The sequence below is a fragment of the Mycobacterium sp. genome (assembly GCF_032161845.1).
GTDB lineage: Bacteria > Actinomycetota > Actinomycetes > Mycobacteriales > Mycobacteriaceae > Mycobacterium.
In genome coordinates this window covers 1-13860 of sequence record NZ_JAVRQA010000254.1, presented here as the reverse complement: position 1 = coordinate 13860, position 13860 = coordinate 1, and the positions used below count along the sequence as shown (strand labels likewise).

9 protein-coding genes are annotated in these 13860 nt (G+C 65.7%); 7 read left to right on the top strand and 2 right to left on the bottom strand.

Annotated features, from left to right (window positions below; genetic code table 11):
- From QOD90_RS14555 to QOD90_RS14525, 7 genes are all read left to right on the top strand, one after another.
- Nucleotides 1-325, top strand: a 325-nt coding sequence (locus QOD90_RS14555) for a Kelch repeat-containing protein (RefSeq protein ID WP_526350854.1), incomplete at its 5' end; no start/stop codon positions are given.
- A gap of 71 nt (nt 326-396) precedes the next feature.
- Nucleotides 397-1557 (top strand): BTAD domain-containing putative transcriptional regulator, encoded by a 1161-nt coding sequence (locus QOD90_RS14550; RefSeq protein WP_526350852.1) that lies wholly within the window; start codon nt 397-399, stop codon nt 1555-1557.
- Between the two features lie 253 nt (nt 1558-1810).
- On the top strand, nt 1811-2077 hold the full coding sequence (locus QOD90_RS14545; RefSeq protein ID WP_526350850.1) for an acyl carrier protein: 267 nt from the start codon (nt 1811-1813) through the stop codon (nt 2075-2077).
- A 238-nt stretch (nt 2078-2315) separates the two neighbouring features.
- Nucleotides 2316-4034, top strand: a complete 1719-nt coding sequence (locus QOD90_RS14540; protein WP_526350848.1) for a fatty acyl-AMP ligase — start codon at nt 2316-2318, stop codon at nt 4032-4034.
- Nucleotides 4031-8254: a type I polyketide synthase gene (locus QOD90_RS14535; protein ID WP_526350846.1), complete on the top strand. Its 4224-nt coding sequence runs from the start codon at nt 4031-4033 to the stop codon at nt 8252-8254. The genes QOD90_RS14540 and QOD90_RS14535 overlap by 4 nt, the downstream gene beginning before the upstream one ends.
- The gene (locus tag QOD90_RS14530; protein ID WP_526350844.1) at nt 8244-9161 is read left to right on the top strand and encodes a thioesterase II family protein; all 918 of its coding nucleotides are present in this window, start codon (nt 8244-8246) and stop codon (nt 9159-9161) included. Before QOD90_RS14535 ends, QOD90_RS14530 begins: the two co-directional genes overlap by 11 nt.
- Entirely contained in the window at nt 9155-12433 is a 3279-nt protein-coding gene (locus QOD90_RS14525; RefSeq protein WP_526350842.1) for an MMPL family transporter, read from the top strand. Before QOD90_RS14530 ends, QOD90_RS14525 begins: the two co-directional genes overlap by 7 nt.
- Before the next feature lie 77 nt (nt 12434-12510).
- Here the strand turns inward: QOD90_RS14525 and QOD90_RS14520 are convergent, their stop codons facing one another.
- Together QOD90_RS14520 and QOD90_RS14515 are read right to left on the bottom strand one after the other, a co-directional pair.
- The gene (locus tag QOD90_RS14520) at nt 12511-13164 is read right to left on the bottom strand and encodes a pyridoxamine 5'-phosphate oxidase family protein (protein WP_526350840.1); all 654 of its coding nucleotides are present in this window, start codon (nt 13162-13164) and stop codon (nt 12511-12513) included.
- 10 nt (nt 13165-13174) lie between these two features.
- Nucleotides 13175-13771 (bottom strand): cysteine hydrolase family protein, encoded by a 597-nt coding sequence (locus QOD90_RS14515; protein WP_526350838.1) that lies wholly within the window; start codon nt 13769-13771, stop codon nt 13175-13177.
- Nucleotides 13772-13860: the final 89 nt, after the last annotated feature.

Genomic DNA, 13860 nt, shown 5'->3' with positions numbered 1-13860 from the left:
CTCCGCCGCGTTCGACCGGTTCGATCCCGAATCGAATACCTGGACCCCCCTGGTGGACATGCCGACTCCGCGCGGGAGCTACGGCGCCACGTTCATCGATGGCCGGATCGTGGCGGTCGGTGGCGAGGAACCGACGCAGGTGCTGGACGCGGTCGAGATGTACGACATCGCCGGCGGGAAATGGACCAGACTGGCGCCGTTGCCGACCCCGCGTCACGCCGCGGTGGTCGCCACGGTAGGCGACACCGTGTACTGCATCGGTGGCGCAAACCGGCCCAGCCATGAAGGTGGGGTCGGGACGATAGAGGCCTTGGACTTCTCGTAGAGCGGGCGTAGTCGCTTGCTCTGCTCCTACCGCGTCTGGTTACCGCCCGGAAGCGGGCAGACTCGGTCACAATGAGGCCGGTGGCTGAGATTGGTCTGGGCTTCGGAGTGCTGGGCCCCTTACAGATGAGCGTCAACGGCACGAGTGTGCCATTGGGCACGCCCAAGCAGCGAGCGGTGTTGGCGATGTTGGTGATCAACCGCAACCGCCCCGTCTCACTCGAGTCGCTGGTCAGTGCGGCATGGGAGGACCGGCCGCCACCGGAAGCGCGGACCAGCCTGCACTCCTACGTGTCGAACCTGCGTCGGCTTCTCGGCACGGCCGGGGTCGAACCGCGCACCGTATTGGCCAATGCGCCACCTGGGTATCGGCTGAGCATGCCGGAGGCTGCCTGTGATCTTGGCCGATTCATCATCGAAAAGACGGCCGGAGTTCAAGCGGCCGCTGCCGGTCGATTTGAACAGGCCAGCGACCAGCTGTCAGCCGCGCTTGCGCAGTGGCGTGGACCGGTACTGGACGATCTGCGTGACTTCCGGTTCGTCGATGCGTTCGCCACTGCGCTCATCGAGGACAAGGTGGCAGCTCACACGGTGCGGGTAGAAGCCGAAATCGCTTGCGGGCGAGCTCATTCGGTGGTCAGTGAGGTTGAAGCGCTGATCGTTGAACAGCCCTATCGAGAGCCGCTGTGGGCACAGCTGATGACGGCGTACAGCCTTGCCGGGCGTCAATCCGATGCCCTCGATGCGTATCGCCGGTTGAAAACCACGCTTGCAGAGGATCTTGGGATCGACCCCGGCCCCTCGGTACGCCGCCTGCACGAGCGGATCCTGCGGCAGGAGCGGTTGGATGTGCAACAGACCGCGAGGGCGGACGCGCAGTCCATCGTCACCGTCCTCGAACAACGCAAACCTGTTTCAGGCACATCCCACCACGCTCTCCTTCGCGACGCCTCGGGACGGAGCTATCCGCTAGACACGGTGACCACCGGGATCGGGCGACTCCCCGACAACGACATCGTTCTCGACGACCAGAAGGTCAGTCGGCACCACGCCGTGATCATCGACACCGGCACCAGCTTCGTGGTCAACGATCTGCGGTCGGCCAATGGAGTCGAGGTACAGCATCAGCGAATTCGCGGCAGCGTGACGCTGGCCGACGGTGACGTCATCCGCATCGGCGGCCACCGATTCACCGTCCAAATCTCTCCCGGCGAGGCGCCCGACTCCACCTGAGGCAGATCATCGGCCGGATGGATCTGGGCGGCTTCAACGCGCACCACGATGCATACACCGTCGAAGCGACGACGAGTTGGTGCCCCCAGCGCTTTGGGTGCGGCGCGCGTAACCGTCGCAGCAGGCGTGCGGGATCGGCTCGGGCCCTGCCCCGCCGAGCCACGAGGTTAGCGGGTCACTCCAAGAATCCGCCAAGTCGCCCGTCGGACACTTTCGTCGACTTGCAAAACGGACTATCTCAGGAGCACCCAAAATGAACGCAAACCGGCGCTCGATCCTCCGCTGGCTCACCACTCAACTCGCCTCCTACCTGGAGGTTCCGGCCACCACGATCGACCTCATGGTTCCGCTCGCCGAGATGGGTGTGGATTCGGTCCACGCGCTCAGCCTCGTCGGCGACGTCGAGGCGCGCTTCGACATCGATGTCGACCCGACGATGATCTTCGACTACCCCACGCTGTCCCACATCGCCGAATACATCAGCACGACCGTGGGTGAGCAGCAAGAGGCCGTGGCGTAGGTGGTCGACATCGCGGTCGTCGGCCTAGACCGCTTGTCGGCAAGCTTTGCTGCCCGTCTACTTCAGTAATTCAAGAGGCATTTTCCACCCACCGCCGTCGAGCCGATGGCAGCGCAGCCGAAGCGCCCGCCGAGCGGTTTGGAAGATCTTGCCGAAAACCCGTCCAGCTGGCCCAAGGTGCGCTCTGCTTGCCATGAGAGCGGCCGCCCAATCGCGATGACCGCAGGGGGAGAACATCATGATCGACACTCCGAACAAGAACCTCGTTTCACACCTTCAGACCCAGTTCGCAGTTCACGCCGATAACCGCACCTTCACGTATCTCTCCGAATCCGGACGAGGCCTCGTCGAGGACGTGGTGACCTTCGGCGACCTCGACCGCGATGCCCGCGAAGTTGCGGCGTGGCTGGGCTCGCGGCCGGAGGCCGCACAACCGGTGCTGCTGTTGTTCGAACCGGGTATTGCGTTCTGGCGGACGTTCATCGGCTGCCTTTACGCCGGAGTCGTGGCGATACCTGCGCCGCTCCCCCACGACCAGCGGAGCATGAGCCGCGTTGCCGGGATCCTCCGCGACGCCAACAGCAGCCTGGCGCTGACCACCACCAAGCTGCATGGCCTGCTCGCCGCCGGTATCGAGGGCTTGGGTCTCGACATCCCACTCACGCTGATGGCCACCGACGAATCTCGGCTCGCCGACGCGGACTCGTGGACGGTGCCCGACATCGATGCCGACACCGTCGCCTTCCTGCAGTACACCTCCGGCTCGACCGGCGACCCCAAGGGCGTCGCCGTCACCCACGGCAACGTGCTCGACAACGAGTCCACGATCTCCGAAGCCCTCCACGTGGACGCCGACTCGGTGCTCGTCGGCTGGATCCCGCACTTTCACGACATGGGCCTCATCGGCGGACTGCTCGCCTTCTTCGCCGGCGCGAACCTCGTCACGATGTCGCCGATGGCCTTTCTGAAGCAACCGGTCCGACTGCTGAAGGCGATCAGTGACTACCGCGGAACCATTTCTGCCTTACCGAATTTTGCCTACGATCTGATCGCCCGCCGGCTGACGCCAGAGCAGCTGACCGGCCTCGACCTCTCCACCTGGGAGGTCGCCCTCAACGGTGCCGAGCCGGTCCGCAGGAAGACCATCGAGCGGATCGAGAACCTGCTCGCACCGGTTGGATTCTCGCCGACGACGATGCGCCCCGGGTACGGCATGGCCGAGGTGACGCTGCTGGCCACCGTCGGCCGCGGCATGCCCCGATACCTCGACGCCGACGCCGACGCGCTCGAACAGAACCACTACACGCCAGCGACGAGCCGGGCGACCAGCCTGGTGAGTTCCGGCGAGCCGGGATCAGGTGTCGACCTGCGCATAGTCGATCCAGACACCCTGGCCGAGTTGACGGAGGACCACGTCGGCGAGATCTGGCTACGCAGCGCGAGCGTCGCCAGCGGATATCACAATCGTCCTGCCCAGACGCTCGAACGATTCGGTGCCCACACCGCCGACGGCACCGGGCCCTACCTGCGCACCGGCGACCTTGGCCTGCTCCACGATGGAGAGCTCTACGTCACGGGCCGCTGCAAGGACCTGCTGATCGTCAACGGCCGAAACCTCTATCCGCAGGACATCGAAGACTTCGTCCACGATGTGCACCCGGCCTTCGTCGATGCTCGCGGGGTCGCGATCACCGTCGACGTCAACGACGCCGAACGTCTCGTGGTGATCCAGGCCGTCAAGACGCGGTTGCTCGACGGCCTGAGTTACGCCGAGCTCGCCAGCGCACTGAAGATCGCCGTTGCGCGGGGCTTCGAGGTCCCTGCACCCAGCGTGGTGTTCGTCAACCATTCTGGAATCCACCTCACCACCAGCGGAAAGGTGCAGCGCGCATCGATGCGCGCGGCGTTCCTGAACGGCGAACTGAGCGACATCATCCACGAGGAGCACTCCAAATGAACGACATCGCAGTCGTTGGCCTGGACTGCCGCTTCCCGAAGGCAGAAGATCCGGCCGCCCTGTGGAAGCTGCTGCTCGACGGCGCTGACGGGATCGACGAGATCCCGGCGGACCGGTGGGATGCGGCCGCGCTCAACGATGACGGCACCCTCAACCACCGCGCAGGCGGATTGATCGACGACGCCGATGCCTTTGACAACGACTTCTTCGGCATCACCCCGCGCGAGGCCGAGGCGATGGATCCGCAGCAGCGCCTACTCCTGCAAACTGCCTGGCGCGCAATGGAAAACGCCACACTCGATCCACGCGGGCAAGCCGGCTCCAACACCGGAGTGTTCGTCGGCGTGATGGCGAATGAATGGGCACACCTGCACATGCAGGACTTCCGCCAGATCACGGCGCAGACCGGGTCCGGCAACGGCTATTTCATGACCGCAAACCGGCTGTCCTACCAGCTCGACCTCAAGGGCCCGAGCCTCGCGGTCGACACCGCCTGTTCCTCATCGTTGGTCGCGGTCCATCTCGCCGCCCAGGCGCTGCGCAGCGGAGAGTGCGACCAGGCGCTTGCCGGCGGTGTGAATCTCACCCTGACTCCCGCCCTGAATGCGTTCTACACACAGGCCGGGTTGGCAGCTCCGGACGGCCGCTGCAAGCCGTTCAGTGGTTCGGCCGACGGCATCGGGCGAGGCGAGGGCGTCGCCGTCGTCGTGCTCCGCCGGCTGGCGGACGCCGTCGCCGCGGGTCTGCCGATCTACGCGGTGATCGAGGGCAGCGCGGTCAACAGCGACGGTCGCAGCAACGGAATCACTGCGCCGAACCGCTGGGCGCAGCAGCAGGTGGTCGCCACGGCATGCGCGGCCGCCGGGATCGCGCCCGCGCAGATCGACTTCATCGAGGCACACGGCACCGGAACCCTCCTCGGGGACATGATAGAGGCGAAAGCCCTTGCGCACGCCCACCGTTCGCGGCGGGACCAGCCCTGCGCGATCGGTTCGATCAAGGGCAACCTCGGGCACACCGAGGGCGCCGCCGGTATCGCCGGCCTGATCAAGTGCGTGTTGAGCCTGCACCACCGAGTGGTACCACCGTCCCGGTTCGCCGACACCGAGAACGCTCAACTTCGGCTGGCTGACGGCGGACTGCGGCTGCTCTCAGAACCGATGGCATTGCCATCGGAAACCGCGTACGGAGCCGTCTCCAGCTTCGGTATCGGTGGCACGAACTGCCACGTCGTGCTCGCCAGTGCCCCGGCAACAGAGCCTGCCGCCACGATTGACGGCGCATCCGATTGGGGCATCCTCACGTTGTCCGCAGACAATCGAGACAGTCTGCGCCTCAATGCCATTCAACTCGCAACCGACATCGAGGAGAGCACGGCTCCGCTGGCACAGCTGTGCTGGTCGACCAACCAGATCAAGGCAACCGGCAAGGCCCGGTTCGCGCTCGTCACCGCGGACCGCGCCGAGGCCATCGCCGCCCTGCGAGGCGATATCGAAATCGGCATCGCGACGGGCATGTCGGTGGGCTGGCTATTCAACGGCCAGGGAACGCAATACCCCGGTATGGCGTCGACACAGTACGAAAGCAGCGGCGTGTTCCGCGACGCCTTCGACGAGGTCGAGGCGGCGATGATGCCGTACCTCGGGGTGCGGATCCGCGACGTCATGAACGACGAAGGCATCAATCGCACGGAGTTCGCCCAACCTGCGATCTTCGCGCTGCAGTACGCACAGGCACAGGCACTGCTTCGACTGGGTGCCGAACCAGCCTGGTTGCTCGGGCACAGCATCGGCGAGTATGCCGCCGCCGCCATCGCCGAGGTGTTCAGCCTTGAGGACGCCTGCCGTCTCGTCGTCGCCCGCGGCCGCCTCATGCAGCAGCTGCCAGCAGGCGGCGGCATGCTCGCGGCCCGTGCAGACGTCGACAGCGTCAAACGCCAAGTGGCCGGGCTCCCACTCGACCTCGCGGCCGTCAACGGTGCAACCGAACTGGTGCTGTCTGGCCCAACGGAGGCGATCGAGGACGCTGCGCGCACCCTGGGCGAAGCGGGGATCACCGTGCGCCAACTCACGGTGTCGCACGCCTTCCATTCGCAGCTCATGGAGCCGATGACCGCAGAGTTCGCCGCGATCGCCGCACAGTGCGCCTTCGAGCTGCCCGCGTTCCCGATCTTCTCGACGGTGCACGGCAGGCTGCTGGGTGACGACGAACCCATGGACGCGGATTATTGGACGGCGCACGTCGGCGCAACCGTCCGTTTCGCCGACGCGGCAGCCGAGGCGATACAGGCCGAGCCAACGCATCTCGTCGAGTTCGGCGCGAAACGCACACTCGCACAGATGATCACGCGGGCACACGAGAGCGCGCCGCCAGCAGTGGCCGTCGCCGCCGGCCTGGCCGAAACCGTGGTCGCACTGTATCGCGGCGGCCTGAACCCCAACTGGAATCTGTTGTACCCCAAAGATTCTCAGGTGGCGCACCCGCTCAGCGGCTACTCGTTCAGCACTGCCAACCGATTTTGGATCACCGGAGCCGCGCTGGCGGCGACATCTAGCAAGGAACAGAACAGGCCGATCGCGGCCACCGCCACCACCACACACCCAGCCAAGGAATCGACCATGGACAACCTCATCGCACTCTTCCGCGAGCAGGCCGCCGTACTCGCCACCTACGGGCAAGGCAGCCCGCCCGCTGTCACCTCGCCCGAGGTTGCACCGCCGACGACGGCACACGACGCGATGGCCATCGTGCGCGGCGAGATCGCACGGGTCAGTGGCTTCCCCGAAGGGAACCTTCGCGCCACGCAGACCATCACCGGTGACCTGGGTTTCGACTCGATCATGGTGGCCGACGTGTTCAGCGGGCTCACCCGCAAGATTCCTGGCGTAGAGCTCGATCCAGCAGGATTCGGCCCCGACACGACCATCGCCGACGTGATCGCCATGGCGGGCGGGCAGGTGCGGCCGACGAGCGCCGCGCCAGCCGCCCCGGACGTCGCCCCGGTGACCCCACAATTCCGGATCGCCGAGTTCGAGGAGGTCAAAGCGCTGGCCGACCGGTTTGCCTTCGGCGCCGCACTGGGCGTCGAGAACCCCTACTTCCACGTCAACGACGGCGTCACCCGCGACACCTCGATCATCGACGGCGCCGAGGTGATCAACTTCTCCAGCTACAACTACCTGGGCATGTCGGGCCACCCCGCGGTGGCGGAAGCGGTGTCGGACGCGGTGCGCAGATGGGGTAGCTCGTGCTCGGCGTCGCGCCCGATCTCCGGTGAGAAGCCCGTCCACCGCGAGCTCGAGGTCGAGCTGGCGAAACTGCTCGGCACCGAGGATGCGATCGCTCTGGTTAGCGGCCACGCCACCAACGTCACCGTGATCGGGCACCTGCTCGGCGAAGGCGATCTCGTCATCCACGACGGCCTCGCGCACGACAGCATCATGCAGGGCTGCAAGCTCTCCGGGGCCACGCGCAGGCCGTTTCCGCACAACGACCACGCCGCCCTCGACGAGTTGCTCACCACCATCCGTCATCAGTACCGCCGGGTGCTGATCATCATCGAGGGCATCTACAGCCAGGACGGCGACATCCCCGACTTGCCTGCCTTCATCGAAGTGAAGCGCAAGCACCACGCGCTTCTCATGATCGACGAGGCACACAGCATCGGCGTCCTCGGCGCGACCGGCGGCGGCATCGGCGAACACTTCGGCGTCGACCGCGCCGACGTCGAGTTGTGGTCGGGCACGATGTCGAAGTCGTTGGCGGGCTGCGGCGGTTACGTCGGCGGAAGCCGGGAGCTCGTCGAGTTCCTCAAGTACACGACGCCGGGCTTCGTCTACAGCGTCGGCATGCCACCGCCCACCGCTGCGGGTTCACTAGCCGCAATTCGCACGATCCGCAGCGAACCCGAGCACCTGCGGCGGCTTCACGAGCGGTCGGCACTGTTCCTGACGTTGGCCCGCGAGGCCGGCATCAACACCGGTGACAGCGAAGGCACACCGGTCATCCCGTGCATCGTAGGCAGCTCGGAGATAGCACTCAAGCTGTCGAACGCGCTGCTTCGGCGCGGTATCAACGCCAACCCGATCATCTACCCCGCTGTACCGGAAGATCAAGCGCGCCTGCGGTTCTTCATCACCAGCTGCCATTCGGAGGAGCAGATCCGGTACACGGTGAAAGCGATTGGCGAGGAGCTTGAGCTCCTCTCGGATGGCGCGTGAGCCAGACGCCGGCGACGCTGCGGTGCGACCAACCGGCGGTCTGATCATCACCCGACGCGCTACCTCGCCGCGGCGCCTGCACCGACAAAGCCACATGCGACGGGCTCAATCAATCCTTCACGGGCAGCTGCCTGCAACACCGAGGCGCAGGTCCGCAGCTCAGTTAAGATCCATGCGCAGGAGCGTGAACTCCTGTCGGAAGGCGCGTGAGCCGGTGCGACTGTTCTGTTTCCATCACGCCGGGGGCGGCAAGGCGATGTTCAATGCCTGGAATAGAGCGCTCGGCCCTCGGATCGAGGTAGTACCGGTCGAGATTGCGAACCGTGCGCGATTCGCGACGCTGCGACAGCTCGTCGACGAGGTCGATGAGCAGCTGCGATCGGCACTGGATGGTCCACATGTGTTCTTCGGCCACAGTTTCGGCGCACTGCTGGCGTATAGGTTGGCGTGCCTGCGCGCGGCAGCGGGTTCCCCACTGCCGCACGCAATACTCGTGTCTTCATGTTTGCCACCGCACCTTCCGGTACCGATCCCCGGGGCGGAACATCTCGACAATGACCAGTTTGCGGCCATGCTGTCTGGTCTCGGCGGGATACCGCCGGAGCTGGCCGAATGGCCCGCGCTGCGCGACAACGCCGTTGCAGCGATTCGAACCGACTTGCGGTTGTGCTGGACCGATGAGGAGACGGGGATAGCGCCGCTGCGCTGCCCGATCCATGCCTTTGGCGGCAGCGACGACCCGCTAGTGAGCGAATCCGATCTACACGAATGGCGTTCGCGCACATCCGGTGAGTTCTCTGTGCAGATCCTGCGGGGCGGGCATTTCTACCTCAATGACGGACCGGAGCTGTGCGCCACCCTCCGGCCGATGCTGTCGGCGCTCGCGGCGGGCAGCAGAAGATGCTGAATCGGTTGGCGGTGTTCGCGGTGCACCGGGCGAAGGTGGTCCTGATCGCCGTCCTGGCTCTGGTTGGCCTCGGGATCGTTTTCGGCGGAACGGTATCCGAGAAGCTCGGTGTCGGCGGTTTCACCGATCCAGCCTCGGAATCGTCACAGGTGGCGGACTACCTCGACCAGAACTTCGGCACCACGCCCAACCTGGTGTTGGAGATGATCGCCCGCGACGGCACTGTCGAGAATCCCTATGTCGGGGCGGACGCGGATCAGGCGCGACAGCTCATCGAGGCCGAACCGTCAGCAAAGGTAATCGGATCGTTCAGGCAGGATTCGGCCACCGATTTGCGTAGCCGGGACGGGCACTCCGGCGTGATCCTGGTGCACGTGGGCGGGACCACCGACGAAGCTGCCAAAACCGCGAGCCGGATCATCGATAGCCTGCCCCCCGATGACGCAACGGTCGCAGTACGCGCAGGCGGCCCCCTCGCCGTGCAGAAAGAGATCGACGACCGAGTCAATCATGATCTCGTCATCAGCGAGAGCATCGCCTTGCCCATCTCGCTCGCCGTGCTGGTGGTCGTTTTCGGCGGTCTCGTCGCCGCCCTGCTGCCGCTGGCCGTCGGTGTCACGTCGATCGTCACCACAGTGTTGGTGTTGGTGATCATGGCCAGCGTCACCGATGTATCGGTGCACGCGCTCACCGTCGCGACCGCGTTCGGTCTCGGATTGTCCATCGATTTTGGCTTGCTGATGGTGTCGCGATTCCGCGAGGAACGCGATAACGGCAAGGACCATGAACAGGCCATCATCGCGACCGTCACCACCGCGGGTCGAACGATCATCTTCAGCGCCGCGACCGTCACGCTGGCCATGTCTGGTCTTCTGGTGTTCCCCACCTACTTCTTGCGGTCGATCGCACTGACCGCGACTGCGGTCGTCATTCTCTCGGCGCTGAGCGCGATCGTGGTGTTGCCCGCGCTTCTGGCTGTGCTCGGGAAACGGATCGATGCGCTTACCATCGTGCGCCGGAAGGTTCCGCTCTCGGCGGACTCCGCGTTCTGGCGACGTTGCGCCCAGGCGGTGACGCGACGGCCGGTGCTGTACGCACTGCCGGTGGTCGCACTGTTGCTGGCGCTGGGCATTCCCTTCCTCAGCGTGCAACTCGCCACGCCCGACGAACGCGCCCTGCCGTCTGACTCGAACTCGCGGTTGGTGGCCGAATCCTTGCGCCAGGACTACGCAGTAGACACCTCGCAGGCGGTCACGTTGCTGACCCGCAACGACGCCAACGCGCTCATCAACCTTGCCGCACCGGTGTCGCTCATGAGCGGTGTGGTTCGAGTCGACGGCCCCATTGGCAGATTCGAACATGGCCAGCGGATCGCGGGCCCGCCACCAGCCAACGGACAGTCCGGCGGCGCCTACGCATTCGTGTACCTATCGGTCGGCGCGGAGTCGGACTCTGCTCAACAACTCGTGCGGGACGTCCGTGCGAAGATCGCCGACCACCAAGTCGAAGTCGGTGGTCCGACCGCCACACTCATCGACAGCCGCGCCGCCGTCGCCGACCGGCTGCCCTTGGCGATTGCGCTGATAGCAGTCTCCACGTTCGTGCTGTTGTTCCTATTCACCGGCAGCATCGTGGTGCCGATAAAAGCACTCGCGCTGAACCTGCTGGTCCTCAGCGCCGTGCTCGGGACGATGGTCTGGATATTTCAGTACGGGCACTTGGCTTCGATACTCGGCATTACTCCCGCGCCGCTGAATCTGTCCATGGTGGTGTTGCTCTGCTGCATCGCGTTCAGCCTTTCCGTGGACTATGAGATCTTTCTTCTGAGCCGGATAAAGGAAGCCCGCGACTGGGGGCTGTCGAACAATGAAGCGATCGTCGTCGGCTTGGGCCGGGTGGGCCGGATCATCAGTAGCGCCGCGATCCTGCTCACCATCACTTTGCTCTCCTTCGCCAATGGGCTGTCCTTCATGAAGATGTTTGGCATCGGCACGGCGCTGGCCGTAGTGATCGATGCCACCCTGATCCGAGGTGTCGTGGTGCCGGCGTTCCTGCGCCTCGCCGGCGATCTCAACTGGTGGGCGCCAGGTCCGCTGAAGCGGCTTCACGCCCGCATCGGCATAAGCGAAGCTCCGGCCGCCGCCGCCGCGACAACCCAGGTCGAGGTCATCCCTGGCCGACATCTGGTGGCCAAGGCCAACGACACCGTAATCGTCGTCGCCCACCGCGGGGCGGAGCCGTTGTCGCCACAGTCTCTCGCCGCAAGGCAATTGTCGGCGCTGGTCGAGATCGTGCAAGGCAACGACGGTCACCGACTGACCGACGCAATTTCGCAGCTGACCATTGGAAACCGTGCCCCGGTTGACTTCGGCATCGTCACGCCCAATGCCGCCGGCCTGGACGTGTACCTGTGCGGCGCGGTCACCGTAGCTCTCGATGACGGCATGGATCGAACTCTGGTGCACGGCACGGCCGCGCCGAGTGTTCTACACCGATCCCTGCCGGCACCGGCGGTGGCAACCTTGGTCACAGTCAACGAAACAGGCGGGCGGCCACCCGGCCCGGCGCAGCGGACCGGTGTATACACGCTCGCGGCAGGAACCGTGCCGGGGCAAGGCGCCGTCATCTGGTCGACTCAAGCATCCGCCCCCACGCCCGAACCCGAAGCTGCCCCGCCCGCGCCCACCCCAGCGTCCGCCCCCACGAGCGCGGTGGCCACGCCCGCTGGTCGGGACACGCTGTCCACAGCCGCGACGGTCCGGATCGGGCCGGCACGCATCATCCTTGACGACAAATCCCGAATCGAACTCGACCGAGACTGCGTGATCGGCCGTGATCCCCACGGTTCGGATGCCGTCAAGCGCGGACTTCGCCCGGTACGAATCGAAGACCGTAGTGGTGAAATGTCCCGAGCCCACTTGGAAATCCGACGCTTCGACGGCGAGGTGCTCATCATCGACCGGGGCTCAACCAACGGCGTCTTCCTACGCGAATCGGGTCGGCAATCCTGGACCCGGCTCACCGCCTGGAAACCTGCGATGTGGCCGCCCGAGGCATCCGTGCGGATCGGCAGCCGGATCCTCCGGCTACAGGCGCCCCCCACCCAACCGCGCCCGCCCGGTAATCCGCCCCTTCGATCGGCCGAAGCGCCCAGGCCACCGGCTGGCCGGGCCGACCGCAACGAGATGGCTCGTCCGCACCCTCAAGGGCCATCTTTCGGTCGCGGTATCCCTGGTCCTCGCAAACCGGAAAGCCCGCCCGGCCGACGATGAAGCCGTTCTCAATCTGCGGTCAAGTTCATCACCACACCGGCCAGCCCGAACCCACGGACCTCTACCGGCGCGCTGGGTTACTGGACTGAGCGCTCGACCATCGCCCGCACCGAGTCGGGCACCGCAATCCCCGCGGTGAGATCCGGGGCAGACATCGGCTCGCCGTAGGTCACCGTCATCGGCACCACCCCGGCCCAGGCATCCGCGGCGACGTCCTCCTCGGGATCCTCGGGCCAGCCCGCACTGACCTTCAGCGACCAGTTGTCCTCGCCGATGGGCATTTTCAGCGCCAACGTCGCCGCGAGTTCCTTGCGGTTGCTCGGTCGGAGCTCCGCCACCCGGCCGGGAATGAACCCGTCGGTCAGGGTCTCGAGCAGACCGACCTTGTCGGCGTCGGCCACCTTCTCGAAGGAACCGAAGACCGCCGCGCTGCGGTAGCGGAATGACGACTCGAACGCGCTTCGCGCCACGACGACGCCGTCGAGGGTCGTCACGGATACCGCCGCAGGCAATCCCGTCGCCAAGGCCCTGAGCCAGGGGGAACCCGTCGAGCCGTGGATCACCAGGTCGGCACCGACCCGTGCGAACCCGGTCGGAAAGATCACCGGATGGCCGTCGCGGATCAGGGCGACGGTGGCCAGCGGCGTGCTGTCCAGGAGTGCTTCGAGGGCGCTCCGCGACGTGTCCTGATACTCGCTGAGGCGGCTGATGCGCGTCGATGGCTGGGTCATTGGTTCATTCTCAGTCGGGGACGCTCGCGCCGCCAGCCACCACGACGGCGAACAAGTCACCCATGCCCGCGAGGCTCGCCGACTGGATCGCCGCCGCGGACACGGGTTCGCCGTCCGGGCCCGGCAGCGATCGGGTGGCCGTAGCAGCCGCCACCACGGTCGGCGCGTAACCGTTGTTGAAGGCGCCGCGTGCGGTCGAGTTCACGCACATGTGCGTCATGAATCCCGCGATCACCAGATTGCCGGCCCCAACCGCCTTCAACTTCTCGTCGAAGTCCGTCTCCACGAACGAGTTCGGGTACTGCTTCACCACGATGGCTTCGCCGTCCCGCGGGGCGACGCGCGCAACGATGGCGCCGCTCTCGCCCTCGATGTCGTAGAGCGAGCCGGGGCCGTCCGAGTGCTGGACGTGGATGATGGGAATTCCTGCCGACCGCGCACGATCGAGCAGGGTCGCTGCCTCGTCCAGCGCCGCCTGCACGCCCTCGAGTTCCATGACGCCGTAGGTGTAGGTGTTCTGGCAGTCGATCAGGACGAGCGTCGACTCGGTTAGAGGTGCGGGTGTGAGAGGGAGCTCGGACAGCGCACGCAGCGTCGGATTGCTCATCGCACCAATCTACTCAAGCGGCGACGCTATCCCGCCAACCCATCCTCGGGCTCGGATTCTGGTTCGGCGAGGAGGCGTTCGGGGTGGTG

Excerpts from the sequence above, each read along its gene's own strand:
- QOD90_RS14550 (WP_526350852.1), top strand. The coding sequence starts at position 397 with ATGAGGCCGGTGGCTGAGATTGGTCTGGGCTTCGGAGTGCTGGGCCCC.
- QOD90_RS14545 (WP_526350850.1), top strand. The coding sequence starts at position 1,811 with ATGAACGCAAACCGGCGCTCGATCCTCCGCTGGCTCACCACTCAACTC.
- QOD90_RS14540 (WP_526350848.1), top strand. The coding sequence starts at position 2,316 with ATGATCGACACTCCGAACAAGAACCTCGTTTCACACCTTCAGACCCAG.
- QOD90_RS14535 (WP_526350846.1), top strand. The coding sequence starts at position 4,031 with ATGAACGACATCGCAGTCGTTGGCCTGGACTGCCGCTTCCCGAAGGCA.
- QOD90_RS14530 (WP_526350844.1), top strand. The coding sequence starts at position 8,244 with ATGGCGCGTGAGCCAGACGCCGGCGACGCTGCGGTGCGACCAACCGGC.
- QOD90_RS14525 (WP_526350842.1), top strand. The coding sequence starts at position 9,155 with ATGCTGAATCGGTTGGCGGTGTTCGCGGTGCACCGGGCGAAGGTGGTC.
- QOD90_RS14520 (WP_526350840.1), bottom strand. The coding sequence starts at position 13,164 with ATGACCCAGCCATCGACGCGCATCAGCCGCCTCAGCGAGTATCAGGAC.
- QOD90_RS14515 (WP_526350838.1), bottom strand. The coding sequence starts at position 13,771 with ATGAGCAATCCGACGCTGCGTGCGCTGTCCGAGCTCCCTCTCACACCC.